At 48.3% G+C, this 26,264-nt stretch carries 22 protein-coding genes; 16 read left to right on the top strand and 6 right to left on the bottom strand.

Going from position 1 to position 26,264, the window contains the following annotated elements; all coding sequences use genetic code 11:
• Positions 1-339: 339 nt before the first annotated feature.
• The 3 genes from ACFQ45_RS12060 to ACFQ45_RS12050 form a co-directional block, all read right to left on the bottom strand.
• The gene (locus ACFQ45_RS12060; RefSeq protein WP_377368026.1) at positions 340-1,146 is read right to left on the bottom strand and encodes a flagellin N-terminal helical domain-containing protein; all 807 of its coding nucleotides are present in this window, start codon (positions 1,144-1,146) and stop codon (positions 340-342) included.
• A 116-nt stretch (positions 1,147-1,262) separates the two neighbouring features.
• Positions 1,263-1,892, bottom strand: coding sequence for a LysE family translocator (locus ACFQ45_RS12055; protein WP_377368024.1), 630 nt, complete (start codon positions 1,890-1,892; stop codon positions 1,263-1,265).
• A gap of 78 nt (positions 1,893-1,970) precedes the next feature.
• The gene (locus tag ACFQ45_RS12050; protein ID WP_377368022.1) at positions 1,971-2,861 is read right to left on the bottom strand and encodes a S8/S53 family peptidase; all 891 of its coding nucleotides are present in this window, start codon (positions 2,859-2,861) and stop codon (positions 1,971-1,973) included.
• A 177-nt stretch (positions 2,862-3,038) separates the two neighbouring features.
• Between ACFQ45_RS12050 and ACFQ45_RS12045 the strand changes: the two genes are divergently transcribed.
• On the top strand, positions 3,039-4,034 hold the full coding sequence (locus tag ACFQ45_RS12045; protein ID WP_377368020.1) for a phosphotransferase: 996 nt from the start codon (positions 3,039-3,041) through the stop codon (positions 4,032-4,034).
• A 13-nt stretch (positions 4,035-4,047) separates the two neighbouring features.
• Here ACFQ45_RS12045 and hrpB read toward each other — a convergent pair whose 3' ends face one another.
• Entirely contained in the window at positions 4,048-6,513 is a 2,466-nt protein-coding gene (gene hrpB, locus ACFQ45_RS12040) for an ATP-dependent helicase HrpB (RefSeq protein ID WP_377368018.1), read from the bottom strand.
• A 152-nt stretch (positions 6,514-6,665) separates the two neighbouring features.
• Here hrpB and ACFQ45_RS12035 point away from each other — a divergent pair, with 152 nt between their 5' ends.
• The 11 genes from ACFQ45_RS12035 (at position 6,666) to ACFQ45_RS11985 (ending at position 18,194) form a co-directional block, all read left to right on the top strand.
• Entirely contained in the window at positions 6,666-7,418 is a 753-nt protein-coding gene (locus ACFQ45_RS12035; RefSeq protein WP_377368016.1) for a response regulator, read from the top strand.
• A complete protein-coding gene (locus ACFQ45_RS12030; protein WP_377368014.1) occupies positions 7,406-9,916 on the top strand; it encodes a PAS-domain containing protein in 2,511 nt (836 codons plus the stop codon). Before ACFQ45_RS12035 ends, ACFQ45_RS12030 begins: the two co-directional genes overlap by 13 nt.
• A gap of 141 nt (positions 9,917-10,057) precedes the next feature.
• Positions 10,058-11,077: a sugar ABC transporter substrate-binding protein gene (locus ACFQ45_RS12025; RefSeq protein ID WP_377368012.1), complete on the top strand. Its 1,020-nt coding sequence runs from the start codon at positions 10,058-10,060 to the stop codon at positions 11,075-11,077.
• Between the two features lie 94 nt (positions 11,078-11,171).
• Positions 11,172-12,260, top strand: a complete 1,089-nt coding sequence (locus ACFQ45_RS12020; protein WP_377368010.1) for an ABC transporter permease — start codon at positions 11,172-11,174, stop codon at positions 12,258-12,260.
• Positions 12,260-13,054 (top strand): ATP-binding cassette domain-containing protein, encoded by a 795-nt coding sequence (locus ACFQ45_RS12015; protein ID WP_377368008.1) that lies wholly within the window; start codon positions 12,260-12,262, stop codon positions 13,052-13,054. The genes ACFQ45_RS12020 and ACFQ45_RS12015 overlap by 1 nt, the downstream gene beginning before the upstream one ends.
• Before the next feature lie 37 nt (positions 13,055-13,091).
• Complete coding sequence (locus ACFQ45_RS12010; RefSeq protein WP_377368006.1) at positions 13,092-14,066, top strand: substrate-binding domain-containing protein; 975 nt, start codon at positions 13,092-13,094, stop codon at positions 14,064-14,066.
• Positions 14,067-14,136: 70 nt separating this feature from the next.
• Positions 14,137-15,024: an AEC family transporter gene (locus ACFQ45_RS12005; RefSeq protein WP_377368004.1), complete on the top strand. Its 888-nt coding sequence runs from the start codon at positions 14,137-14,139 to the stop codon at positions 15,022-15,024.
• A gap of 37 nt (positions 15,025-15,061) precedes the next feature.
• Positions 15,062-15,616, top strand: coding sequence for a mechanosensitive ion channel domain-containing protein (locus ACFQ45_RS12000; protein ID WP_377368002.1), 555 nt, complete (start codon positions 15,062-15,064; stop codon positions 15,614-15,616).
• A gap of 89 nt (positions 15,617-15,705) precedes the next feature.
• The gene (locus tag ACFQ45_RS11995; RefSeq protein ID WP_377368000.1) at positions 15,706-15,981 is read left to right on the top strand and encodes a hypothetical protein; all 276 of its coding nucleotides are present in this window, start codon (positions 15,706-15,708) and stop codon (positions 15,979-15,981) included.
• A 152-nt stretch (positions 15,982-16,133) separates the two neighbouring features.
• Positions 16,134-16,949: an ion transporter gene (locus ACFQ45_RS11990; protein WP_377367998.1), complete on the top strand. Its 816-nt coding sequence runs from the start codon at positions 16,134-16,136 to the stop codon at positions 16,947-16,949.
• Between the two features lie 42 nt (positions 16,950-16,991).
• Positions 16,992-18,194: an MFS transporter gene (locus tag ACFQ45_RS11985; protein ID WP_377367996.1), complete on the top strand. Its 1,203-nt coding sequence runs from the start codon at positions 16,992-16,994 to the stop codon at positions 18,192-18,194.
• Between the two features lie 26 nt (positions 18,195-18,220).
• Here ACFQ45_RS11985 and ACFQ45_RS11980 read toward each other — a convergent pair whose 3' ends face one another.
• Complete coding sequence (locus ACFQ45_RS11980) at positions 18,221-19,108, bottom strand: EamA family transporter (RefSeq protein ID WP_377367994.1); 888 nt, start codon at positions 19,106-19,108, stop codon at positions 18,221-18,223.
• An 80-nt stretch (positions 19,109-19,188) separates the two neighbouring features.
• Positions 19,189-20,541 (bottom strand): exodeoxyribonuclease VII large subunit, encoded by a 1,353-nt coding sequence (gene xseA, locus ACFQ45_RS11975; RefSeq protein WP_377367992.1) that lies wholly within the window; start codon positions 20,539-20,541, stop codon positions 19,189-19,191.
• Positions 20,542-20,633: 92 nt separating this feature from the next.
• On the opposite strand from xseA, the gene guaB reads away from it, so the two are divergent.
• The 4 genes from guaB to sfsA all read left to right on the top strand — a co-directional run bounded on the left by guaB (position 20,634) and on the right by sfsA (position 26,103).
• The gene (guaB, locus tag ACFQ45_RS11970; protein ID WP_377367990.1) at positions 20,634-22,100 is read left to right on the top strand and encodes an IMP dehydrogenase; all 1,467 of its coding nucleotides are present in this window, start codon (positions 20,634-20,636) and stop codon (positions 22,098-22,100) included.
• Between the two features lie 98 nt (positions 22,101-22,198).
• Complete coding sequence (guaA, locus tag ACFQ45_RS11965) at positions 22,199-23,776, top strand: glutamine-hydrolyzing GMP synthase (RefSeq protein WP_377367988.1); 1,578 nt, start codon at positions 22,199-22,201, stop codon at positions 23,774-23,776.
• Positions 23,777-24,221: 445 nt separating this feature from the next.
• A complete protein-coding gene (locus tag ACFQ45_RS11960) occupies positions 24,222-25,346 on the top strand; it encodes a Wzz/FepE/Etk N-terminal domain-containing protein (protein ID WP_377367986.1) in 1,125 nt (374 codons plus the stop codon).
• A gap of 58 nt (positions 25,347-25,404) precedes the next feature.
• Positions 25,405-26,103: a DNA/RNA nuclease SfsA gene (gene sfsA / locus ACFQ45_RS11955; RefSeq protein ID WP_377367984.1), complete on the top strand. Its 699-nt coding sequence runs from the start codon at positions 25,405-25,407 to the stop codon at positions 26,101-26,103.
• Positions 26,104-26,264: the final 161 nt, after the last annotated feature.

The following is a 26,264-nucleotide window of genomic DNA, read 5'->3' as shown; positions in this document are numbered from 1 at the left end:
GGGAAGGGACGTGAGATGACACCATGCTCCGAAGGAGCCAGTGGCAGACATCCGAAGGATGCCCGCAGCGGATGACGCGCAGCGTCAGATCATTGTAGGTCGTTTACATTAATGACGAGGCAGATTAACCCCATCCTAGCCTTCCCCTTAGAAAGGGGAAGGAACCTGAGACCTCAGTGCGTGAGTACGCTTCTATAAAGGGGTCAGATCCCTTTACGTACATCAGTTTCAGGCAATCCCCAATAGTATAGGGATTTGACCCCTACGAATCCGAACCCCATCCTAGCCTTCCCGTAAAAATGGAGAAGGGACATGAGATGGCTGCATGCACATCTATTTTTAGCTGCCGAGTAGGTTAAGGGCTCTGTTTGCATCAGCATTCGCTTGGGCTTGTACGGCGATAGAAGATCGTTCCAGGATATCTGTGACGACTTGGCTGCTTACCACTCCCGCAATGTCAGCGTCTTCGATACGGGAGCGGGCGCTGGATTCGTTCACTTGTCCGTTGAGTAAATTATCTACTCGTGCGCTGAATGCATTTTGAGTTGCACCATACTCTGCATTGAGAGCTCCAATACTTTCAATGCTTTGATCCACCGCAGCGATGGCATCATCAAGGCTGCTTACGTCCGTAATATCAAACGAGGTTAGACCAGCACTGGTAAAGGTGTCATTTAAGTCCGCTGTTCTGACACCTAGTGTGTTATTAGCATCTGCTCCCACTTGAAAGTCGATAGCTCCGTCTTGGGTCAGTAATTCCTGCCCGCCGAAGGTGGTGGAACCAAGCGTACTTTGAATGTTTTCCAGTAGTTGGTTTGCTTGGTCTTGTAAGGCGTCTCTATCTGCGGCGCTGTAGGCGCCATTACCCGCTTGTATGGCGAGCTCTCTGAGTGAATTCAGGTCGTTGGTAATGGATTCGAGGCTACCTTGAGCGATTTGAGTAACGGATACCCCAGTGATGCTGTTTGCAATGGCTTGTCCATTGCCGTCAATCTGGCTAGTAAGACGGTTGGAGATTTGAAGCCCTGCGGCATCGTCAGCGGCACTGTTAATCCGCTTTCCACTGCTTAGGCTGTCTTGGCTGCTGGCGGAGGATTGTGTCGCCGAACTATTTACATAGTTACTGCCATTAATTGAAATACTCATGGAAAGGCCTCGTAAACGTAATGGAACTTAGACCTTTCAGTATAGACGTTAAATTTAGAAGGGAATGGCGGGAAGTGATATCACAGCAGGAGTGTTTTCCTGCTGTGGGGTGTGACTTAGTTTCGAGTCAGCAATACTTTTAATCCTAGGGCAATCATGGCTCCACCTAAGATACGGTCGATCCAGTGTCCTATGGCGTTAAATTTGGCTCTGACTTTTGGTGCAGACAACAGCATGACGACTGTAGAGAACCAAGTCATTTGAATCATCATCATCCATAGGCCATAGGCGGCCAATTGATACAGTGGTAAGTCTGGTGAAATGACCAAGGTAAATAGGGCAACAAAGTACACCGGTGCTTTGGGGTTTAAGGCGTTACATAGGAAGCCAACACCAATGCTCTTGCTAGTTGAATAGGTTGGGATGTTGGCGACTTGCATGTCATCTGCTTGGTTCGAAGCTTTTGCTCGAATGCCTTTGTACCCAAGGTAGCAAAGATAGCCTCCCCCAAGGATTTTAATGGCCCACAATAGTGTTTCTGAGCTGGCGATGACAGCGGCTAAGCCAAGGCTAGAATAGATAATGTGTACGGACAACCCTAGGGTAATGCCCAGACTGCAGAGTAAACCGGCTTTACGGCCATTTTTAAGGGACTGTTGTGATATTAAAACAAAGTCTGGTCCTGGAGACGCAGCAGCCAATAAGTGCACTGTGCTGATTAAAATAAGGCCTTGGAAAAAATCCATCTCCGCTCTCCTTGAAAGTGAGTAATTGTCGGCTCGGGAATGATCGAGTGTAACCAACCCTCGATGTACTGTCGAACCTTATGAACGACAGTGCACGGGGTCCCGCAGTAGCGCTTTTTTTAATGCCATGGGAGCAGCAAAAGAGCTGCCTTTGATTGGAGGCCAGAGCGCACTCGGTAAGGCGTCGTAGCTATGACTGCTTAGTGCCTCAATGGGGATGTCTTGGCAACCATTTCCTGTAATGTCATAGCCGACCGGCATCCCCGTGGCATCATCGACTCGTTTGAGGTGATACGCCGCTTGCTCATACACGTCCACAAAGGCGTTGTCAGTGATGAAGTAATTGAGCTCTTCCTCTGCTGCACCCACGGTCGTGACACCGTCAGCAAAGGAAAGGGTATTGATCGTTCTTGGGCCGCTGTTGCCAGAGATGGTGTACACGGTGGCACCTTGTTGGGTGAGTTGTTCAAGGGCTCTTATGACGAGATAGGTTTCTTGCCAGCTTGGAAACTCTTGCCCCCATTGCTGAATCATTTGGATGTACTGTTCTCGATGCTCCCGCACTAGGGGTTCATTAAAGGCACTCATTAGAGTGGAGGATTCCCATGAGAGGATCAAAGCATCAATGGGAGTGGCGGCAAAGCGATCGTTAATACTGGTCAAGGCATTTAATATCTCCTGCATGGGGCTTTGCTGACCCGCTAAAGGATAACGTAGGAAAACAAAGCTAGGGTCACTGGCGATCAGTTGAACGATGTCCCCATGATAAAAGGCTTCTTTTTGACGATCATTATCGATGTCGAGGAGTCCATAGAGTCCTGTATGTTGGACTTTGTCTTCCTCTGATAGAAATCCCTCCATAGGTGGGTAGAATCGATCAATGATCGCAATGTAATACAGAGGTTGTTTTTCCTCAGCATGGAGGTTCCAACTGAGTAAGCAAACGAATAGGGTGAAATAACGCAGCATGTTGTGCCCTCCAAGTGTGGTAACGCCATAGATTGGTGTCCTACAGAGGCGACAGGTCCATTCGTGGTTAGCGGTGTCTTATTTAAGGTTTGGTGAGAAATAGGAATTTCTCCAAACTATTTTGATGAATTTTTTGTGACGCATACGTTAAGGTTTTTTGAAAGTTGGGGTGACGGTTTGGAACCAGAGTTATTTATTAAGGGGGCTTTGCAAGGGGATTCGGTCGTCCTTCAGGGGGTATTACAGTCCTTATGGAGTGGTTACGGGCAGATTGCTCGATATCAAGTGAAGCGGGGTTCTGAAAGCTTTTCGGTTATTCTCAAATCCATTAACTGGCGAGACATACAGGCTCACCCGAGAGGTTGGCAGTCTGACCTGTCTCATCAGCGTAAAGTGACTTCTTACAAGGTTGAAAACCACTGGTATCAGCATTGGTCTCAACTGTGTGATGAAAGAGATCGAGTGGCGAAGCGACTAGGCAGCTGGGAAAAAGAGGAGACCTTGTATCTGTTACTGGAAGATTTGGATGAAGCTGGTTTTTCCAGACGTATGGGGCAGTTGTCCCTTGAGCAAGTGACTACGGTGCTGCATTGGTTAGCGTGTTTTCATGGCCGATTTTTGACCCTTGAAGTCTCTCAAGACTGGCCAGAAGGACTTTGGCCTAGAGGCACCTATTGGCACTTGTCGACTCGCCCAAATGAATGGCAGGCCATGGCCGATAGCCCCTCTAAAGAAGCTGCTTCAGCGTTGGATCATGCCTTAGCAAGTGCCACTTACCAGACTCTGGTTCATGGGGATGCCAAGGTGGCGAACTTCTGTTTTAGTGAAGACGCTCAGGCGGTAGCAGCGGTGGATTTTCAATATGTGGGACGTGGTATTGGCTCGCAAGATGTGGCGTATTTCTTAGGGAGTTGTTTAAGTGAGCAGCTGCTTGCTGAGTACTTGGATTACTTGTTGGATGTGTATTTCAGTGAGTTATCGCGCTGTATCGTTGCCAGGGGCGAGTCCCCTGATTTGGCGGAGTCGGTGGCCCAAGAATGGTACCGCTTATTTCCTGTGGCTTGGGCAGACTTCCATCGTTTTATCTTAGGCTGGAGTCCAACCCATCACAAAAACACTCATTTCAGTGAGCGGCTCGCACAAAAGGGTGTCGATTATTTAAGGTGTAAGTAAAGAGAGTGAGTGGTTACTCACTGTCTCTAAGGGCACGATTTGTCTTAGCCGTTGCTACGGCAGTTAAAGGGTCTTCTGGCCAGGGATGTTTTGGATATCGGCCACGCATTTCCTTGCGCACGTCTGGGTATGCTTCGCGCCAGAAGAACGCCAAATCCATTGTCACTGCCAGCGGTCGTTGGGCAGGAGACAGCAGCTCTATTTTAACGGTTTGTCCTGCAATTGTAGGGCTTTGAATTTCTCCAAACATCTCTTGTAATTTTACACGGATGACCGCTTGGTCACCTTGATAGTCCACCTTGATCTGAGACCCTGACGCTACCGGGATTCGAATAGGCAGGCGATTAAGAAGCTGCTGTTGTGGCCAGTCTAAAAGCGCCATAAGAGGCTCTTGAAGAGGTAATTTTTCTAATTGTTGAATCCGTTTAACGCCTGTTAAAAAGGGCCCTAGCCAATCTTCTAATGTCTCTAGTAAGCAGTGATCTGAGGCATCAGGTAAAGTTGGGTCCAGGTGTTTGTGGGCAAAGGCAATACGCGCCCTTAGAGCCAGACTCTGATCATCCCAATTTAAGACCTGCAAGCCTTGTTTGCGAATGTAAGCACAGGTCGCCATGGTCACGGCATCGTCGGGTAGTTCGGCAATGGGCTCTTGTTTTAGCAGTAACTTGCCTAACCAAGTTTCCATTGCGCCCATTAGGCCACCATTGCTCTTATCCCATTCACATCGCTCAATCAGGTTTAGCTGATTGGCTAAAGCCTGTTCTATTTCCGCTAGTGAAATAGGATGGGTGAGGTACAAGTAATCGGCGTCACGGTCTGCATGGCCTCCTAGTTCCAGAGCGATTAAAAACTCATGGGGGGCATTAGTGTCATGATTTGGGAGCAGGGCTTGCCGTCCATTACTTAGCTTAAATACCGTCTCATTACCCTGCTGTCTTTGTCTCATGGCGATACGGTCAGGGAAAGCCATTGCTAAGCATTGGGCAAGAGAATTGGACGCTGATGTCTGTGTTGGAGGTAGATGTTTTGCTAGACCTGCTAAGGTTCTTTCCCAGGTTCGACCCTTGGCTGCCCATGCAATGGCTCCTGTAAGATCGGATTCAGACAGGGATTTAGGGGAGCCTTCGTACAATAACGCCGCTGCTGCCAAGGCTGCTTGATTGTTACCTAGCTGGCTTCCTGCCATAAGTAGCCGAGCCAAACGTGGCGGTAAGGGGATTTGTGCAAGGGATTCCCCTAGAGCCGTTAAAGCAAGGTGTTCTGCGGGAGCTAAAATCTCTAGTTGGGTTAAAAGGTCTTTGGCTTGTTGCCAATGGGCATCTGGTGGTGGGCTGATCCAATCCAGTTCTTCACGGGTTTGTACTCCCCAGCTAGCCACGTCCATAAGTAATTGACTCAGATCTTCGAGCTCAATCTGGGGGGCATTGTGGGCACTCAAGCGGTATTGTTGCTCCTGAGACCACCAGCGATAACAGACGCCAGCTTGTAAACGTCCAGCTCGCCCTGCTCGTTGGGTGGTTTCTGCTTGGGAAGCACGACGGGTGTGTAAGCGGGTGGTAGCGGTTTTGGCATCAAAACGCGCTTCCCGAGATAATCCCGAATCAATGACGACTTGAATGCCGTCGATGGTTAAGCTGGTCTGGGCAATATTGGTCGCTAGCACGACCTTGCGTTGGCCTTCTGGCGCCGGAGCAATCACTTGCTCTTGCTCGGATAGGGTCATATCTCCGTATAGTGTGAGCAGCTGTACCGACTCCATTAAGGTGCCATCCAGCATGTCTCGAACTTTGTGGATCTCTCGTTGACCCGGCAGGAATACTAAAATAGAGCCGGAGTCTGTCTGCAGGGCCGCGCGAATTTGCTTGGCCACCTGTTGTGGGATGTCTGTTTGCTTCAGTACTAGGTTGTTGTAGCGAAATTCGATGGGAAACTGTCGACCTTCGCAGACAAGGGGGTCACAATGTAATAATTGCGTTAACCGTTCGCTGTCGAGGGTGGCGGACATCACCAGCAATTTGAGGGGATCCTCTTCACGAAACAGTTCTCGCGCTTGTAGGCTCAGAGCGAAGGCAAGATCAGAGTGCAGATTGCGTTCGTGGAATTCATCAAAAATGATTAAGGCTACATCGTCTAGGCTGGGATCTTCCTGCAACATGCGGGTGAGAATTCCCTCCGTCACGACTAGTATTTGAGTGGAGTGGCTTTGTCTGCCTTCTTGTCGGATCTGATAGCCGACCCTTTGGCCTAAAGGTTCCCCTAATTGGTCGGCAAGGCGTTTGGCGGCGGATTTGGCCGCTAGTCGGCGAGGCTCCAGCATGATGATTTTGCGTTGACCTAACCAAGCTGCATCTAAAAACGCTAGTGGGACTGCGGTGGTTTTACCTGCTCCGGGGGCGGCTTCTAAGATGGCCTCATGTTGCTGGGCCAACTGAGACTGGAGTGCAGGTAAGATAGAATAAATAGGTAAAGCTAACGTCATACGGAGTTCCTAAAGCAATACCCTATGATAACGGTAATTCCTTTGGAATTCAGGAGACAGGCTATGTTAATACCTCATTAACATAGCCATGATAAAGCTTATTTAGTCGAGTCTTAATCTGCTAAATAAAAAATAAAAGGATAGAGTACGGCATGAACGAACTGGGTAAGAAGACCTTGTTAATCGTCGATGACGAGCCTGACATTCGAGACTTGTTATGTGATGCCTTAGTGCAGAAAGGATATCAAACCGTAAGCGCCGATAACGGTGCAAACATGTGGCGTTGCTTGGAAGAGACGAACATCGATCTGGTGTTGATGGATTTGTACCTGCAGGAAGAAGATGGCTTGCAGTTAGCACGTGATGTTCGCGCTCGCTTTGAAGACATGCCAATTATGATGCTCACGGGTAAAGGCGATGAGACCGATCGGATCTTAGGGCTGGAGCTGGCAGCAGATGATTACATGATGAAGCCTTTTAACCTAAGAGAGCTTACTGCTCGCATTCATGCTTTGTTACGACGTAGCATGCGCCAAGCGCCTGCAGCACAGGTGATTAGCTCTGACCATGAATGTTTGCAGTTTGGGACTTGGACGCTTGATCTCACCTCCCGTCAGCTTAGAAATGCTCAAGGGGAAGAGATCATCCTGACCTTAGGAGAGTTTTCCTTGCTGGAAACCCTCGCCACGCGCCCCGATAGAGTGCTCACCCGTGAGCAGATTATCGATATGAGTCGGGGGTTAGAAACGGAAGTGTTTGACCGTACCGTGGATGTGTTGATTTTACGCTTACGCCGCAAACTGGAAGCCAATCCCAAAGCGCCGCAATTTATCAAAACCCAACGTGGCTTGGGTTACTTATTTCAAGGCCCTGTTACCAAGAGTGTGGGCGGATGCGCCAAGTAAGCATCCGCCAAAAAGCCAGCCTCGTCATTTTAGCCATCTGTATGGTGGCGATTTTCATGGTGGTCATCGGCTGGCAATCCATGCGCATTAGTGAAGCCTCTTTATCGGAGTTCGAGGCTCAGACCCTACCCGAAATCAGCACCGCATTAACCCTAGCGGAGAACGTTGCCCAGCTTGTGGCAACGGCCCCTTACACAGCGGGTTCCGCACGCCCCTTTCAGTTGCAAACAGAGTCAGAGCGCCTTAATCGGCGCATCAGTGATTTGCGTAGCGTAGCGGATAATCTCAAAGACGAACAATTCCGTGGTCAAATTGAAGAGCGTCTAGCCAGTTTAGATAGCACCTTAGCAGAGCTGGTCACTTTGGTTCATGAGGAGTTATACATACGGGAGGATAGCCTTGCCCAGCAATTTTCGATTCGACAAATTCTTGAGCCAAAGGTTGGGAGTCGCTCAATATCAGAGCGTCAGGCGTTAAAGTGGTTATTAGGCTTAATAGAGGAGCCGGGCAAGGTCTCATTGCAACTGGTGGGTGAATTACAGCTGTTGGAGTCCGACCCAGAAGTAAAGCAGATTGCCCAATCCCTTTTGCAAGCACAGCAGCGGCTAAACGACATTCAATCCCGTAAGAATTATCTACTTATCTCCTTGAGAGCCAAATCAGAGCAGCTGAGTAGCCAAGTGAGTGAGTTTGTTGGCGCTTTACAAAAGCAAGTGTCTCGCCAGCGCAGTAAGGTAGGAGAGGTGGTCAAAAACGGTCAATTATGGCTGATGGGGATTTCCCTTTTCTTGATCATTGGTTTGAGCTTTTTATACCTCTCCAGTCGCCGTATGACTCGGGACCTGGAAGCCGTGACCCATGACATGGAAGAGTTATCCCTCGGGCAAGTGGATTCCCGTAATCCACAGGTTAGACGAAATGATGAAATTGGTACCTTAGCGAATGCCTTTGAAGTGTTTCGTCGAGATGCCATCCGTCGTATTGAGGTGTCGGCGGAGTTAACCGAGCAAAAGCGTCTGCTGGAAACCACTTTTGATAACATGAATGACGGTTTAAGTGTCTTCTCCGAACAGGGGCTCCTAATCGCTTGGAACCAAGGCTACGAGGACATGTTTAACATTCAGTCTGATCAATTACGCCACGGCATGTCGATTCAGGAAGTGCAAAAGCTCATCACCCAAAGCTCCCATAAGAACCTAAACATGGAAAACCAGCTGGTGCAGATGGATGAAATTAATGCCTCTCGCCATCACCGTATTCAAAGCTTCGAGCGGCATTTTGACTCTGGAAAGATCGTTGAGTTTCGCTCTAAACCCATGCCGGATGGGGGGTTTGTGACCTTGTATACGGATCTGACGGAACGTAAAAGTGTCGAAAGCCAGTTACGCCAAGCGCAAAAAATGGAGGTCTTAGGGCAGCTTACTGGCGGTGTGGCGCACGATTTTAACAACCTATTGGCGGCCATCATGGGCAACTTACAAATGTTGTCCGATTCCGAGCCGAAAACCTCAGACCAAGCGCGTTATGTGGAGCGCGCCTTGGCAGTGGCCGAAAAGAGCAGCAGCCTAGTTCATCGCTTACTAGCCTTCAGTCGGCGTCAGCAGCTTTTCCCTGAGCCTACCCATGTGGATGATCTGATTGAAGGTATGCTGGATTTGGTGGAGTACAGCGTCGGGAATCACATTCAAGTGGCGGTGGATCTTAATTGCCCAACACATTATTGCTTGATCGACCCCTCTCAGCTCGAGAATGCTTTATTAAACCTTTCCCTCAACAGTGCGGCAGCCATGTCTCGGGGAGGCGTATTGAGTTTTTCTACCAAGGTGACCACACTGCCTGATACCACTATTCCAAGTATTCGAATCAAGGTTGAGGACACGGGGCTAGGGATTTCGGAAGAGGTACTCGGACGTATATTTGAGCCGTTTTTTACCACCAAACCTGTGGGTAAGGGCAGTGGTTTGGGGCTCAGCATGATTTACGGTTTCGTAAAGCAAAGTGGTGGAGAGATTAGAGTCACTTCGGAAGAAGGACTGTGGACCAAGGTTTGTTTGTTCTTGCCTTTGATGGCGTCCCCGAGTGTGACAGATCGCCCTGCTAAGCTAGAAAACTTGCCGACTGTGTTATTGCCAGAAGACCCAGTGATTTGGCTGGTAGAAGACGATCCAGAAGTCTGCCAAGTGATGCAGGAGCAACTGCAAAAACTTGGCTGCACAGTACAGGTTTTTGATCGGGCGGAAGCCGTGCTTGAAGCTTTTGGGCGTTTGTTTCAACCGGATCTTATTATGAGTGATGTGAACTTAGCCGGTGAGTTAAATGGCGTGGCGCTGGCCCATCAATTAAAGCAAACTCCTGACTGGACGGGGCAAGTCTTGCTCATGTCTGGCTTACCAATACAGGCGTTAACACAAGATTACGAATTAAAAAACGACGATTTAATTCTTTCTAAACCATTTACGATCAATGAGTTACAGAGCGTTATACACATCCAGCGATGAATTATTACAAATATTTCAACGCTTTTTAAAACGCTGAAATTTTTCGTTAGTTTTCGTAGACGATAGTCCAATGAGAAACAGCGGTGACTGACTGTTTCAACGGCATAAGCCGAGAATAAAAACAATATTGGAGTCGTTCTCATGAAATTTAACTACCGTAAACTTGCTTGTCTTGTTGCTGCTGGCGCTTTATCTACTGCGGCCATGGCAGAAACCCCTATCATTGGTTTAATCACTAAAACCAACACCAACCCTTTCTTCGTTAAAATGAAAGAAGGCGCCCAAGAAAAGGCGGCTGAGCTGGGTGTTGAGTTGCGTACCTTCGCCGGTCGCTACGACGGTGACAACGAAACCCAAGTGCAAGCCATTGAAAACCTGATCGCATCCGGGGCGAAAGGCATCTTGATTACCCCAAGTGATACCGCAGGCATAGTGCCTACTATCGAAAAAGCGCGTGAAGCAGGTCTATTGGTGATTGCGCTAGATACCCCTCTTTCCCCAGCGAGTGCTGCTGACATGACCTTCGCCACGGATAACTTCAAAGCGGGCGAAATGATCGGTATGTGGGCGAAAGCGAAAATGGGTGATAAAGCGGATGATGCAAAAATCGCTTTGTTGGATCTAAGTACCAGTCAAATTACGGTAGACGTTGCCCGCAACCAAGGTTTCTTGAAAGGCTTCGGTATTGACCTAAACGACCCTAATCAAATGGGTGACGAAACAGATTCTCGTATTGTTGGTAACGACGTAACTCAAGGCTCTGAAGAGGGCGGTCGTCGTGCCATGGAAAACCTCCTACAAAAAGATCCAGGTGTGAACTTGGTCTACACCATTAATGAGCCTGCGGCGGCTGGCGCGTATGAAGCATTGAAATCCTTCGGCATGGAAAAAGACGTGCTGATCGTCTCCGTGGATGGCGGTTGTCCGGGTGTACGTAACATTCAGGACGGTGTGATCGGTGCTACCTCTATGCAGTTCCCTCTAAAAATGGCGTCTGAAGGCGTTAGTGCCATTGTTGAGTTCGCCAAGTCTGGTACTCGTCCCAGTGCATCTAGCGGCCTAGATTTTTACGACACAGGCGTGCAGTTGATTACAGATGAGCCGGCTTCCGGTGTGAATTCCGTGACCTCTAAAACAGGTCTGTCTATGTGTTGGGGCTAACCCTTTAGTGGTTGTTTCTTCTCTTTAGGCGCACTTGCCTGACACCGCTGGCGGGTCATCCCCAGCGGTGTGTTTTCTGCTTGGAGTTTTTCTTATGAGTTCTGCTAACCCTAAACCGTCTGCACCGGTATTAGATCACGATAAAATTGCTGATCAGGCTGGCAGTGGTAGCTATGTAGCGAATTTCGAAAACCATGACAGCTTGCTAACCCGTTTTCAGAAATTTCTTCATAAGTACCCGGTCGCAGCACCAACCATTGTGCTGGTTTTCGCCATCATTGGCTTTAGTCTGTTGGTTGGAGACCGTTTCTTACATCCTTTTAACTTATCTCTGGTTCTGCAACAGGTGACCATCATTGGGGTCATTGGTGTGGCGCAGACATTGATCATACTCACCGCGGGGATCGACTTGTCCGTGGGGGCCATCATGGTACTGGCATCTGTGGTGATGGGACGTATGGCCATTGATCATGGCTTTGAAGCCTGGCTGGCGTTGCTGATCGGCATTGGTGTGGGGGCATTGGCGGGCTTAGTCAATGGTACCTTGATTACACGCTTTAAATTGCCTCCTTTTATTGCCACGTTAGGGTCTTGGAACGTGTTTTTCGCTCTAAACCTTTGGTATTCCAAAAGCGAGACGATTCGTTCCCAAGAGATTGCTAACAATGCACCTCTGCTGCAGTGGTTAGGGGAAACCGTCACCTTTTTTGGCGCGCGGCTGACCTATGGCTCCCTGTTGATGTTAGCGCTGTTTTTCGTCATCTGGTATGCCTTGAACTGGACGGCTTGGGGGCGGCATGTGTACGCCACGGGGGATGATCCTGCAGCGGCAAAACTAGCGGGTATCCGTACAGACCGTATTCTATTGTCTGTGTATGTCTTGGCGGGTGTTGTGTGCGCCATAGGTGCTTGGGTTTTGATCGGCCGTATCGGTTCTGTAAGCCCTCAAGCGGGCTACACCACTAACTTGGACAGTATCACGGCTGTGGTGATCGGAGGTTGTAGTTTATTTGGTGGGCGAGGCTCCATTTATGGCACCTTGATTGGCGCCTTGGTCGTTGGGGTATTCCGGAATGGTTTGGCACTTGCAGGGGTTGATGTACTTTGGCAAGAGTTCACCGTGGGGATTTTAATCATAGTGGCCGTTGGCGTAGACCAGTGGATTCGTAAGGGGACCGCATAATGACTGCACAATACGATCAACAACCAGTTCTACAAGCGCGTAATTTGGTGAAACGCTACGGCAGTGTGACGGCCATTGATCACGCGGATTTGACCCTTTACCCAGGCGAAATCTTGGCGGTCATTGGGGATAACGGCGCAGGTAAGTCTTCGTTAATTAAAGCCTTGTCAGGAGCCCTAGTACCCGATGAAGGGGAAATCTTGCTAGACGGTAAGCCCGTGCACTTTAATTCACCTATGGAAGCCCGTGAGCAGGGCATTGAAACCGTGTATCAGAACCTAGCGGTGTCACCAGCTCTGAACATTGCGGACAATTTGTTTCTAGGGCGTGAATTGCGCAAGCCAGGTATTCTGGGCTCTGTCTTTCGGATGCTGGACAAAAAAGCTATGGAAGAACGGGCTCAAGCCAAGATGAAAGAGTTGGGTTTGATGACGATTCAAAACATCTCTCAGGCGGTGGAGTCTCTTTCTGGCGGTCAGCGTCAAGGGGTAGCTGTGGCACGCTCAGCCTTGTTTGGTAGCAAGGTTGTGATCATGGACGAACCGACTGCTGCTCTGGGTGTCAAAGAGTCTCGTCGAGTATTAAACTTGATCAAGGAAGTACGTGACCGTGGTCTGCCGATCATCTTGATCAGTCATAACATGCCCCATGTATTTGAGGTGGCGGATCGTATTCACATTCATCGATTAGGGAAGTGTGCTGCGACCATCACCCCAAGCTCCCATACCATGTCTGAGGCGGTTGCCATCATGACGGGAGCCATGGAAGTAGACGGCAACTCTGAGGCTGCGTAAAGTTGGCCTCTAGCAAGAAATAAACCGAGGGAAGTCCATGACAATGCAATCCATACAGCAAGGGCTGAAAAGCCTGAGTAACCTGCTTCAACATGGGGTTTGGGTCTGGGTTGTTATGGGAGTACTGGTCACGTCTAGTTCGGCTCGGGCTGATGAACCTCATGAGCCGCCACTGCGTTCCATTGGGATGAGTGTGGCGGACTTGGGTAACCCCTTTTTTGTGGAATTGGTTGATTCGGTCACCCGTCGGGCAAATGAATTGAATCAAGGGCATCCGGTCGAAGTGGTAGTGCGTTCCGATGCCTATGATTTAAAGCGCCAAATGCGTCAACTAAACGAGTTTATCGAGCGTCAGGTGGACCTGATCATCTTGACGGCCACCGATGAGTATAAAATAGCACCTGTGGTGGCGCGGGCTCAGCGGGCAGGCATTAAGGTGATTGCTGTCGATGTGAACGCCCAGGGTGCCGATGCGACCATTACCACGGATAATGTACAAGCGGGTGTGGTGGCTTGTGAGCGATTGGCAAAGGAAATCGGCTACAAAGGTCAGTTTGTCATTATCAATGGTGTGTCAGTGTCTTCTGTATTAGAGCGGGTGGCAGGATGCAAATCTGCCATCAATCGTTATCCCAATATTACCCTACTGAGTGACCGTCTTAACGGTACGGGCAGTCAAGAAGGGGGGATGGAAGCTATGGTGTACCTGATGGAGGAATATGACCATCTAGATGCCGTGTTCGCCATCAATGATCCTACTGCTTATGGCGCTCTGATGGCTGCAGAGCAGGCTGGTCGAGAGGAGTTTTTACTGGCGTCTGTGGATGGTTCAAACTTCGCCATTGATACCATTCAACAACCTAATGTATGGATCGCCACCGCTGTTCAGCGACCTAGTTTGATGGCGGAGACGGCTGTTGAGATGGGCATCGCCTTGCTAAATGGTGAGGAAATTCGTCAGCGGTTTATTCTTATCCCTGCCCAGTTGGCCACCAAATCCTCCCAACCTTGAAAATATAACGCATTCCGTTGGACTCTAGGAGAAAGCTGGTAATCTATTGGCCTACTCTTAAGGAACCAGCATGGACACCACCCACCTTTTCCAGCAGATTTTCAATACCGTTTTCCCGCTTTTCGTCATTGTGTTAATTGGCTTCTTCTACGCTCGAGTTAGGCCAACCGACATGACCATTGCCAACCGTATTAATATGAGTGTCTTCATACCGGCACTGATTTTTTCGGTTATGGCAGCCAAGGATTTTCAGATTCAAGCTTATTTACCTTTGGTGGCGGCTTCAGCGTTTGTAGTGCTGGGTTCGGGCTTGATCGCATGGCCCATTGCCAAACTATTAGGCTATGAGTTCAAAACCTTTGTGCCGCCGATGATGTTTAATAACAGTGGTAACTTAGGCATCCCGCTGATGGTGCTTGCTTTTGGTGAGGCTGCCTTGCCGATTGCCGTGGTGCTGTTTCTGACGGAGAACTTGCTACATTTTACCTTAGGGACTTACATGCTGAACCCTAAGACTCGCCTCATGAGTTTGCTGAAAATGCCGATTATCTTGTCCACGGCGTTCGGTGTGCTTTGGAGTTGGCAAGGTTGGCACATGCCTCAAGCCATTGGCACCAGCGTGGATATGTTAGGGCAGATATCCATTCCCTTGATGTTGTTTGCATTAGGGGTTCGCATGACGGATGTGGATTTTGGCCAATGGCGCATGGGGGTGATTAGTGGCCTTGTGAGCCCGTTAAGTGGCGTAATCGCTGCTTATGTGTATTACTGGACGGTTGGTATTCGGGAAGACTGGTTTGGCTATTTGATCATCTTTGCGTGTTTGCCACCTGCTATCTTGAATTACATGTTGGCGGAAGTGTTTCAACAAGAGCCGCAAAAAGTGGCCGCAATGGTGTTACTAGGGAATTTGATGTCGTTACTTTGTATCCCACTTGCTCTATATTTTGTTCTGTAAAATTTAATCAACAGATCTCTTTTAAGGGGCGTTAAAAATGCTCGTTCAGTTTGGCTTGGTATTGCTCTTAATCCTTGGGTACATCATTGTCACGCGCATTGTGTCCTCTACCATTCAAGCGATTGGTGTACGCCGCTCGGCGAATGAATTGCGGGTCAGCGTTGTCACCAAGATGCTCAATCTTGGCCTGACCGCGGTCTTTATCCTATTGCTTTGTGTGGTGTTAGGGGTGGGCTACGGTCAGCTGGCGGTATTCTTTTCGTCAGTGTTTGCGGTGGTGGGTGTAGCCTTGTTTGCCCAGTGGTCTATTTTGAGCAACATTACTGCTAGCTTGATTATCTTTTTCAGCTTCCCGTACCGGGTGGGGGATTGGATCAAGGTGGTGGATAAGGACGAAGAAGTGCTTGGCCAAATCCATGAGATCTCGACATTCCATGTGATTATTACTCGTTTAAGTGGTGATACGGTGACCTACCCAAATAGTCTCATCCTGCAAAAAGCGGTGATTTGCTACCACGATAAAAGCGAAGCAGAACGCCATTCAAACTTGGTTGAAAAAGCGGAGCCGGAAGGCGAAACAAGTAAAAATTGATCAAAATTTACTCAACCGGTTGGGCTTGTGGCATAATAGAAGATCCCGCTTTTGAAAAAAGCATTCTTAAAGCCCAACAGGAGAGAGTGATGAAATCCAATCCCGATGCTCTCATCGCTAAGCACGCAGGCTTAGTGCACAGCGATGCCCTCAAAGTGAAATCCCATGTCCAGCGTCCCCAAGAAGACTGGGTATTACACACCCTAATGATCGAAGGCTATGATGTGCCGTTTCGATTTAAACGCCAAGGCAAGTACCGTTCTTTACGTGGCGCTCGTGTTAATCTCACCTATTACCCAGGTGAAGAGCAAGTGGCGGGCATCTCCGTCGAAGTGATGAAGGTGGTTCGTGTAAAGCGCAGCTAAGCTGAGCTTTTGTTTGTTTTCTTTGTATTTACGTCTCTCTTATGACGCTGCCGGCACACTTAGCCCGGCGTTTATTGGGAATGTCTTTTCTTCCTCGGTGTCTCACTCTACACTTCGCTCTATTTTAGAGCTTTTTAGAGAGACAAACGGTAATGACAACAGCACGATCACAAACTTGGTTCGACCATATTAAGCGCGTTGAACGCAGTGTTTGGTTCCAAAGTTTTATCATCAGTATCATCATCATTGCGGCATTAACAGTTGGGGCAAAAACCTATCCTTTGCCTTACTCCGCAGAGCTTGTGATCAATTATTTAGACAGCTTTATAACGGTCTTCTTTTTATTAGAAATTAGCTTGCGCTTTATTACCCATGAAAATAAAGCACGCTTCTTTAAAGACCCCTGGAATATCTTCGATACCGTGATTGTCATCGGCAGCTTGGTGCCAATTTCTAATACCGATATGGTGCTGGTGGCGCGCTTATTACGCGTGTTAAGAGTATTACGTTTGGTGTCCATTATTCCAGACTTGCGAATGCTGATTACGGCTCTGATGAAGGCCATCCCAAAGATGGGGTACATCGCTCTTTTGATGTTTATCCTGTTCTATATTTTCGGTGCCGCAGGGTCTATCTTCTTTGGTCATGTAAACAATGACTTATGGGGCGATATCGCTATTTCAATGTTGACCTTGTTCCGAATTGCGACCTTTGAGGATTGGACAGATGTCATGTATGAGACCATGGAAGTGTATCCTCTGAGCTGGGTTTACTACGTCATTTTCATCTTTCTGACCGCGTTTATTTTCCTAAACATGATGGTGGGTGTCGTGCTTGAGGTTATGAGCCGCGAAACCATGATCGAAGAACAGCAAAGTCAAGAAGACCATCATGAGGCTTTGGTGAATCAAATTGCCCAGTTACAAGAGCAGGTGCAAGCCTTGAGTGATAAGTTGGATCGCAAATAAGACGTCGTTTAATAAGGCGCTCGATTAAACAGAGGTAGGGATATGTTGCTGTTGCTCGTCATTATCTATTTGGCCTTTATCAGTCTAGGTTTGCCTGATGCTGTGCTTGGGTCCGCTTGGCCCGTGATGCGCCAAGACGTGCAGGCGTCAGTGGAGTATGCGGGCCTCATTGCTTTGGTGGTTAGCTTAGGCACGGTTGTCTCCAGTTTGATGACGGTGAGCCTTATTCGCCGGTTTGGTATTGGGCCTATTGTGGCGGTCAGCGTATCGTTGACAGCGTTAGCATTAGTTGGATTTGCGACCAGTCAGTTAGCTTGGGCGTTACTGTGCTTGGCCGTACCTTTGGGGCTAGGGGCAGGGTCAGTAGATTCGGCGTTGAATAACTTTGTGGCGCTTCACTATCGCGCTAAACACATGAACTATTTGCATTCCTTTTGGGGTGTTGGCGCGACCGCTGGCCCGTTAATTATGGCCAATTATATTGCCTTAGAAGGCGGCTGGCGTCAGGGGTACTGGGTGATCGCTAGCGTACAATGGGTATTAGTGGTTGTCTTATTGTGCGCGTTGCCTCTCTGGAAGGTAGCTGGGCGCTCACTAGAAGACTCCGGCAGTCATGTGACCCCTGTGGTGTCTAATCGCCAAGCATTAGCCATGCAAGGGGTTTCCTTACAGCTGTTGGTGTTTTTTTGCTATTGCTCTGTGGAGCTGGGCGCCGGGCTTTGGTCTGCCAGCTTTCTGATTCAAGAACGGGGCACACTTGCTTCCCAAGCGGCTCTTTGGGTGGCGATCTATTATGGTGGCATTACGGCGGGACGATTTGTCTGTGGCGCTGTGGCGCAACGTTTCTCAGAAGTCATCATGATTCGCATCGGTGCGATCTTGATGGTCTCCGGCGCAGTCTTGTTGGCTCTGCCGGTGCAAAGTTGGGTGGCCAATATGGGGTTGTTGTTTATTGGCTTTGGCTGTGCCCCAGTGTTTCCGAATACCCTTCATTTGACCCCTGTCCGTTTCGGAAAAGGAGCCTCTCAGGCGATTATAGGCTTGTCTATGGCCACGGCGTATGTGGGAAACACCTTAGTGCCACCAGCCATGGGCTTGGCTCTCAAACATGTCTCCTTTGCTGCTCTGCCTTATATTCTGCTGGCGTTTGCATTGGTTTTGTTCTGGGCAACGGAAAGGCTCAATCAACGGCCACCTTTCTCTGATCTTCAAACTAAGGAAGGGGCCGCCCACTCGCTCACATAAACCTAGGCGAATGGGCCAGCTACGAATTAAGCGCGACTTTGACGCAGAAGGCGTCCGCCAAAAGTATTCATCATTAAGCCAAGCAAGACGATGGCGATGCCCACCCACTGCTGATAGGTGATTTGCTCCCCCAGCACAATGGCTGAAGAGGTCAGTCCCACCACGGGAACTCCTAATGACAAAGGAGCAACGGTTCCTGCTGAGTAGCGAGACATTAAGTAACTCCATAAACCGTACCCAGCCAAGGTGGCAAAGACGGATAAGTAGGCTAATGTGGCCAATGTTTTCAGGTTCATATGGACGATGTCCGACCACATGCTGGCGGGGCCATCAACAAAGTAAGCACAGATGAAAAACGGAATGGGCGCGATCCAACAACTCCAAACAATTAAGCTCAAGTTAGCGTCGTAGCCCTTTTGAATGATGGCTTTAGTGGTGATGTTTCCTAGGGCCCAGCTCGATGCAGCCGCAAGCGTCAAGGCAAAGCCAAGTACTGTCATGGTAGTGTCTTCACCTGCTGCGCCGATAACCCCCAACCCAGCAGATGCAACGCCGATAGCGAGTATCTGGTATGGGCGTACGTATTCTTTAAGCAGCATAACGGAAAAGATTAGGGTGAAAATCGCTTGGGATTGCAGCACCAATGAGGCCAATCCCGCAGGCATGCCAAACGTCATGGCGCTGAACAATAGGGCAAATTGTCCGAAGTTGAGGGAGAGTGCATATAAGATACACCATTTTAGTGGTGTGTTCGGGCGTTTGAAAAAGAAGGAACCTACAAGCGCTAAGATTAAAAACCGCGCACCCCCCAACATCATTGGGCTCATATCATCGAGCCCCCAGCGAATAACGACGAAGTTAAACCCCCATGCAAAGATGATGGCGAGTCCAAGGGCTAAGTCTTTCGGTGTCACGGGAAGATCCTTTTCAAATGTCGAGCGGGGTAGGTTATGTAACGCCTTGCTTCAGTAAAAAGCAAGGAATACTCGAGCCCCTATGATAAGGATTTGGTGTCAGTCACCTCACACTCTAAGATGCCATCTTGCACACGCACTTGGATCTGATCATTTTTGCTGACATCTTGGGTTGAGCGGATCACCGTCTTGCCGTGGCTGGCGATGGCATACCCCCGTGACAGGGTATTTAATGGACTGACTAAGTTGAGTTTTTCCACCAGGCTGGCAAAACGATCTTGCTTACGTGACACGCCATAACTTAGTGCCTGTTTAAGGCGTGATTCGAGCGCTTGGATACGCTCTTGTTTGGTGACAATGTGTTTGGCTGGGGAGGCGCTGGTTAGTCTCTGAGAAAGGTGTTCTGAGCGAATGCTTCCCTGGGCCAGTTGTTGCTGAATGGCTTTGGCTAAGCCGTCTTTCGTTTGGTTAAGACGGTTCTGTTGTTGTTCGATCCGCTCTTTCGGATGGCGAATACGTCGCACCAAAAAGTCTAAACGTTGTTGATTCTGTTGCAGGGTTTGTTCAAAGCGGCGCGTAAAGAGGTGCTCAAAATGTGTAATCTGCTGGGTAAGATTTTTTACATCTGGGCTTAATAATTCAGCCGCCGCGGTGGGCGTGGCTGCTCGCACGTCTGCCACGAAATCCGCAATAGTAAAATCCACTTCATGACCGACCGCAGAAACGATGGGGGTCTTGGCGTTGAAAATAGACCTAGCTAAGGCTTCATCGTTAAAACTCCAAAGGTCCTCTAGTGAGCCGCCACCACGCCCTACGATGATGGCGTCAAAATGGCCACTTACATCGGCTCGTTCCAGCTGTCTGCGAATATTGGCGGCCGCACCTTCCCCCTGTACTAGGGTCGGCAGAATGGTGAGCTCGGTTAAGGGGAAGCGACGTTTAAACGCAATGACCATATCTCGCACGGCAGCACCTTTTGCCGAAGTCACAATGGCAACGCGCTCAGGCCGAGGGGGAAGTGGCTTTTTATGGGCCGGATCAAACAGCCCTTCTGCCTGCATTTGCAATTTAAGACGCTCAAATGCCGCTTGCAGTGCGCCTTCACCTGCCGCTTCCATGCCTTCTACGACCAGCTGGCAGTCCCCCCGCGCGCCGTAAAACGTGACCCGTGCACGTAGGCGAACAAGGTCGCCGTCTTTTGGCTTAAACTTAACGGCTACATTTTTGCCTTTGAACATGGCGCAACGGATTTGCGCACGATCGTCTTTGAGGGAAAAATACCAATGACCTGAGCCAGGTTTGGCTAAATTTGAGATCTCTCCCTCCACCATAATCCAAGGTAAACTGGCTTCGAGTAACTGCTGAATTTGTCGGTTTAATTCTGAGACACTAAAAGTAGGTTCTGAACTGTGCAAAGTTGTAAATTTTTTCATCAATGTCTCGTGGTTTTGATTTACCGATTCATAATGTTGGAGTAGAATTACTTGCCATCTTGAAACCCAGTTGGCATTGGAAATTCCCTATTATGTTACGAATTGCGCAACAAGCTTTAACGTTTGACGACGTATTGCTTATCCCCGGCTATTCTGAAGTTCTACCTAAGGATGTTAGCCTTAAAACTCGCATCACTAAAGACATTGAACTAAATCTACCACTTGTTTCTTCTGCCATGGATACGGTGACAGAGCATCGTATGGCGATTGCTCTTGCTCAGGAAGGCGGCATTGGTATTATCCACAAAAACCTAACGATCGAACAACAGGCTGCAGAAGTACGCCGTGTGAAAAAGTTCGAAAGTGGTATCGTTAAAGACCCTGTTACGATCCATCCTTCTGCGACTGTTCGCGAATTAATGGATTTGACAGCGGCTCACAACATTTCAGGCGTACCTGTTGTTGAAGGTAAAGACCTAGTTGGTATCGTGACCAGCCGTGACGTTCGTTTTATCAAAGACTTCGATAAAACGGTTGCTGACATCATGACGCCAAAAGAGCGTTTGGTAACTGTCCTAGAGGGCGCTTCTAGCGGCTCTATCCGTAAGCTACTGCACGAACACCGCATTGAGAAAGTGCTGGTTGTGAACGAGCAGTTTGAATTACGCGGCATGGTGACAGTAACTGACATCAATAAAGCACAAACTTTCCCACACGCCTGTAAAGACGAAAACGGTAGCCTACGTGTAGGTGCAGCTGTTGGTACGGGCGCTGACACACCAGATCGCGTAAAAGCATTGGCTGATGCAGGTGTGGACGTGATCGTTGTAGATACAGCTCACGGTCATTCAAAAGGCGTGATTGATCGTGTACGTTGGGTGAAAGAAAACTTCCCACAAGTACAAGTTATCGGTGGCAACATTGCGACAGCGGAAGCAGCGATTGCCCTAGCGGATGCGGGCGCTGACGGCGTTAAAGTTGGTATCGGCCCAGGCTCTATCTGTACCACTCGTATTATTGCGGGTGTGGGTGTGCCACAAATCAGTGCTGTTGCAAACGTTGCTGCAGTGATGAATGAACGTAACATTCCTGTGATCGCAGACGGCGGTATTCGCTTCTCTGGTGACATTGCAAAAGCCATTGCAGCAGGTGCCAGTGTGATCATGGTTGGCGGTCTATTGGCCGGTACGGATGAAGCACCTGGTGAAGTAGTCTTGTTCCAAGGTCGTTCATTCAAAGCGTACCGCGGTATGGGTTCTTTGGGTGCTATGTCTCAATCCCAAGGTTCATCTGATCGCTACTTCCAAGACTCCAGCAGTGTTGAGAAGCTTGTTCCAGAAGGTATTGAAGGTCGTGTTCCTTCTAAAGGGCCAATGGCAGCCGTTGTTCACCAATTAATGGGCGGTGTTCGCTCTTCAATGGGTTATACTGGCTCTGCTGATATCGAGACGATGCGTACTAAAACGCAATTCTCTCAAATTACCGGTGCTGGTATGCGTGAAAGTCACGTCCATGACGTAACGATTACGAAAGAGGCGCCAAACTATCACGTTGGTTAAGCGTTGATAGGATAAAAACCAAGATGGGGCGTATTGCGCCCCATCTTCTTTTTTTTTTGAATAGCTCCTAAAAGTTGGGAGCGAAGGACTAGCTAAAAATGTCGCAAGATATCCACGCTCATAAAATTCTTATTCTTGATTTTGGTTCACAGTACACACAGCTAATTGCTCGTCGTGTTCGTGAAATCGGTGTTTTCTGTGAAATCCGTGCATTCGACATGGAAGAGCAGGAAATCCTAGATTTTGCCCCGAAAGGTATCATCCTTGCGGGCGGACCTGAGTCTGTTACTGAAGAAGGTTCACCTCGTGCACCAGAAATCGTATTCACGCTTGGTGTGCCTGTATTGGGTATTTGCTACGGCATGCAAACCATGGCCGAGCAAATGGGCGGTAAAGTTCAAGGATCTGAATTGCGTGAGTTTGGCTATGCACAAATTCGCAACCTAGGTAACTACTCTTTGCTAGACGGCATCGAAGATCACGTAGCAAACAACGGTGTAACGTTACTTGATGTGTGGATGAGCCACGGCGACAAAGTAGTTGAGATGCCTGAAGGCTTTGCCTTGATGGCTTCTACCGACAGCTGTCCAATCGCAGCAATGGCAAACGAAGCGAAAAAATTCTACGGTGTTCAATTCCACCCAGAAGTAACGCACACAAAACAAGGTGGCCGCATCTTGTCTCGTTTCATCGTAGACATCTGTGGTTGTGAGACCTTGTGGACGCCTGCAAACATTGCACAAGATGCGATCGACCGCATGAAAGAGCAAGTGGGCGACAAAAAAGTGCTACTTGCCTTGTCTGGTGGTGTGGATTCTTCTGTTGTAGCAGCTTTGCTTCACAAAGCGATTGGCACTCAGCTGACCTGTGTATTCGTTGATAATGGCTTGCTTCGTCTAAACGAAGGTGATCAAGTGATGGCTATGTTCAAAGAGAACATGGGCGTTAACGTGATCCGTGTAGACGCTGAAGACCTGTTCCTTGGCAAGCTAGGTGGCGAAGCGGATCCAGAGAAGAAACGTAAGATCATTGGTAACACCTTCATCGAAGTATTCGACGAAGAAGCAGCAAAACTGACGGAAGTAGAGTTCCTAGCACAAGGTACTATCTACCCAGACGTGATTGAGTCCGCTGCGTCTAAAACTGGTGGTGCGCATGTGATTAAGTCTCACCACAACGTGGGTGGCTTGCCAGAAGACATGAAGATGCAACTGGTTGAACCATTGCGTGAACTGTTTAAAGACGAAGTACGTAAGCTTGGTTTGGAGCTAGGTCTTCCATACGACATGGTCTACCGTCACCCATTCCCAGGACCAGGCTTAGGTGTACGTATCCTCGGCGAAGTGAAGAAAGACTACGCAGACATCCTACGTCGTGCCGATGCCATCTTCATCGAAGAGCTACGCAATGCAGGCTGGTACGAAAAAACAAGCCAAGCCTTCGCGGTATTCCTACCGGTTAAATCAGTAGGTGTTGTAGGCGATGGCCGACGTTACGAATACGTGGTTGCACTGCGTGCAGTAGAAACCATCGACTTCATGACGGCTCGTTGGGCTCACCTTCCATACGATCTACTAGAGAAAGTGTCTGGTCGTATCATCAACGAAATCGAGCACATCTCTCGCGTGACTTACGACGTGTCGTCTAAGCCACCTGCTACTATTGAGTGGGAATAATTCAGCGTTAGGTAACACCTTGCACTGAACAGCAATAAACACTCTAAAGCCCGCTATCTAGCGGGCTTTTTTGTTTTTATTAAGTCTGATCTGCTTACTCAGTTGGGATGGCGTAGCCATCGTATCCTATGGGTTTTCTGGTGCAATCTAGCTCCTCTGCCAAGATGAGCCTAGATGCTTTGCATCAGTTACTTCAGCACAGGGTAAACAAAGCGGCTTAAAAGGTTATTAGAGGGTCAAGAACAGTAAAATATAAAAGGGGGGCAAAATAGAGTATTTTAACCATGGTAAAGTCGCGCTCGGTACTTAGTGTGGTGCTCAAATATGAGCCTGTTGCTATAGGGTCTTCGTTAAGTTATTGAGCTGATTGGTTTTATGTTTGGTTTTTCAATAGGATGTTGAACAGTGACGTTAAAACAGTGTTGGCTGGTTATAAGGATAGAAAATGGAAAATGTAAAACCCCAAGATGATGAGATCGATTTGTTCGATCTTGTAGAGTCTATTTGGTCAGGTAAATGGATGGTGCTTCTAGTTACCATCATTAGTGGACTTTTTGGTGTTATGTACGTGCTGTTTGCACCAACCCAAATATCGGGATCCCTATCAATAGATAAAGGGCGAACTGAAGTCTTCTATCAATACATCCCTATCAACGAGCAAATGAAAGTTAATGGTGCCAGCTTGGTGTTTACCCCCGACAATGTATTTGATGAGTTTGTGACAGAATTTCGGGATTATGAAGAGCTTATTCAAACGGTAATCCAACATAGTGCTGAATATAAAGCATTCAAAGGTACACCCGAAGAGCAAGAGGAGCTGGCCATCAAGTTGGCGAAACAATTTCAAATTGTTGCTCCTGCCGACAATGAGGCAACCTGGGGTATACAGTTTGAGTGGAGTGACGAACATGAAGCTAGGGTCATATTAGAGGAGGTTTTGAGCCAAGTACTTGCGAATGTTCGAGCCTCTTCATTTTCGCAAGTGGAGCGTTTTGCTGGGGCTGTGGATGCTCGTATCGAACGGCAGCTAGAAAATGAAAAGCAGAAATTAGCCTCGGTCGAAAATCAAATCGACTTGGAACTGGAAAGGCGCTTGGTGTATCTACGTGAGCAAGCTGCCATTGCTCGGGAATTAGGCTATGAAACCAGTCGTTTGAGTCATTCAAATAATGCCTCCTCAAATTCAGGAGTAGAGGTGAGTGTACAGGCAACGGAAACACCGCTTTATTTACGTGGATATGCTGCCATAGAGAAGGAAATTGAGTTACTCAAGGCTCGTAGCAGTGAAGACCGCTATTCCCAAAGTGATGAATATATCAAGACTAAGAGACGCGTTTTCGAATTGCAGTCAGACATGACGACCGAGCAGATTGCTCGAGCGTTAGAGTCAGTATCTACTGATGATGCGTCGCAATGGGTGAACTACCGACTGTACTTATTAGATGTTGCTAGTTCGAAGAAAGCATTATTAGTACTCATAGTGTCATTGGTGTTTGGTGGGATGATAGGTATTTTCTTTGTACTTATTCGAGCGGCTTACCGTAATCACCAAGAGCGAAAAAGTTGTTAATCGAATTACAAAGCGCCAGGAGCTTAGCTTTTTGGCGCTTATATATTGATGAGGGTGCATGCACATACAAAATCTAATTGAAGGGCGCTTGATTAAGCGTTACAAGCGCTTTTTGGCGGATGTCCAATTGTCGGACGGAGAAGTCGTCACTGCCCATTGTCCGAATACCGGATCCATGAAGCGTTGCCAACAAGATAATGCACGAGTGTGGTTGTCTAAAAGTGATAACCCCAAGCGAAAATTAGCGTACACATGGGAGTTGGTTGAAGTTGATCAAGAATATTTAGCGTGTATCAATACGGGTTACCCAAACAAGTTGGTAGGAGAGGCTATTGCGAACGGTATAGTTGCTGAATTAACAGGCTATATCGAGCAAAAAGCGGAAGTAAAATATGGTGAGAAAAGCCGAATTGATTGGCTGCTGACAAAAAGTGATGGCACCAAGTGCTATGTAGAAGTGAAAAACGTCACCTTATTAGAAGAAGATGGGTTGGGCTACTTTCCAGATGCAGTCACAGACCGTGGCAGAAAGCATCTTTACGAGTTAGCCAAAATGGTAGAGGAAGGGCATCGGGCGGTATTGTTCTTTTGTGTAAGTCATACGGGTATTCAAACTGTCTCCCCCGCACGTCATATCGACCCTAAATATACCGACGCCTTCTATGAAGTGTTAGAAAAAGGCGTTGAGGTAATCGCTTATCAGGTGGCCATTACCAAAGAGACTATGGAAGTCACCACTCCAATACCTGTGCGCTAGTTGTTATCGCCTAATAATTCACCAAAAACAGCCTAAAACAACTGATTTTGGTGAAACTTTGAGCAATGTTTTGCTGTTTCAAAATTATTTTACGTTATTTTAAAAAAGTCCTTGCGCTCAAAATTCTGATGCGTATTATACGCACCCACTGACACGGCAGG

The organism is Rhodanobacter aciditrophus (assembly GCF_042679525.1).
In the GTDB taxonomy this organism is placed as follows: domain Bacteria; phylum Pseudomonadota; class Gammaproteobacteria; order Pseudomonadales; family Marinomonadaceae; genus Marinomonas; species Marinomonas aciditrophus.
The sequence above is the reverse complement of the archived record's forward strand: the minus strand, read 5'-3'. Positions and strand labels throughout refer to the sequence as shown.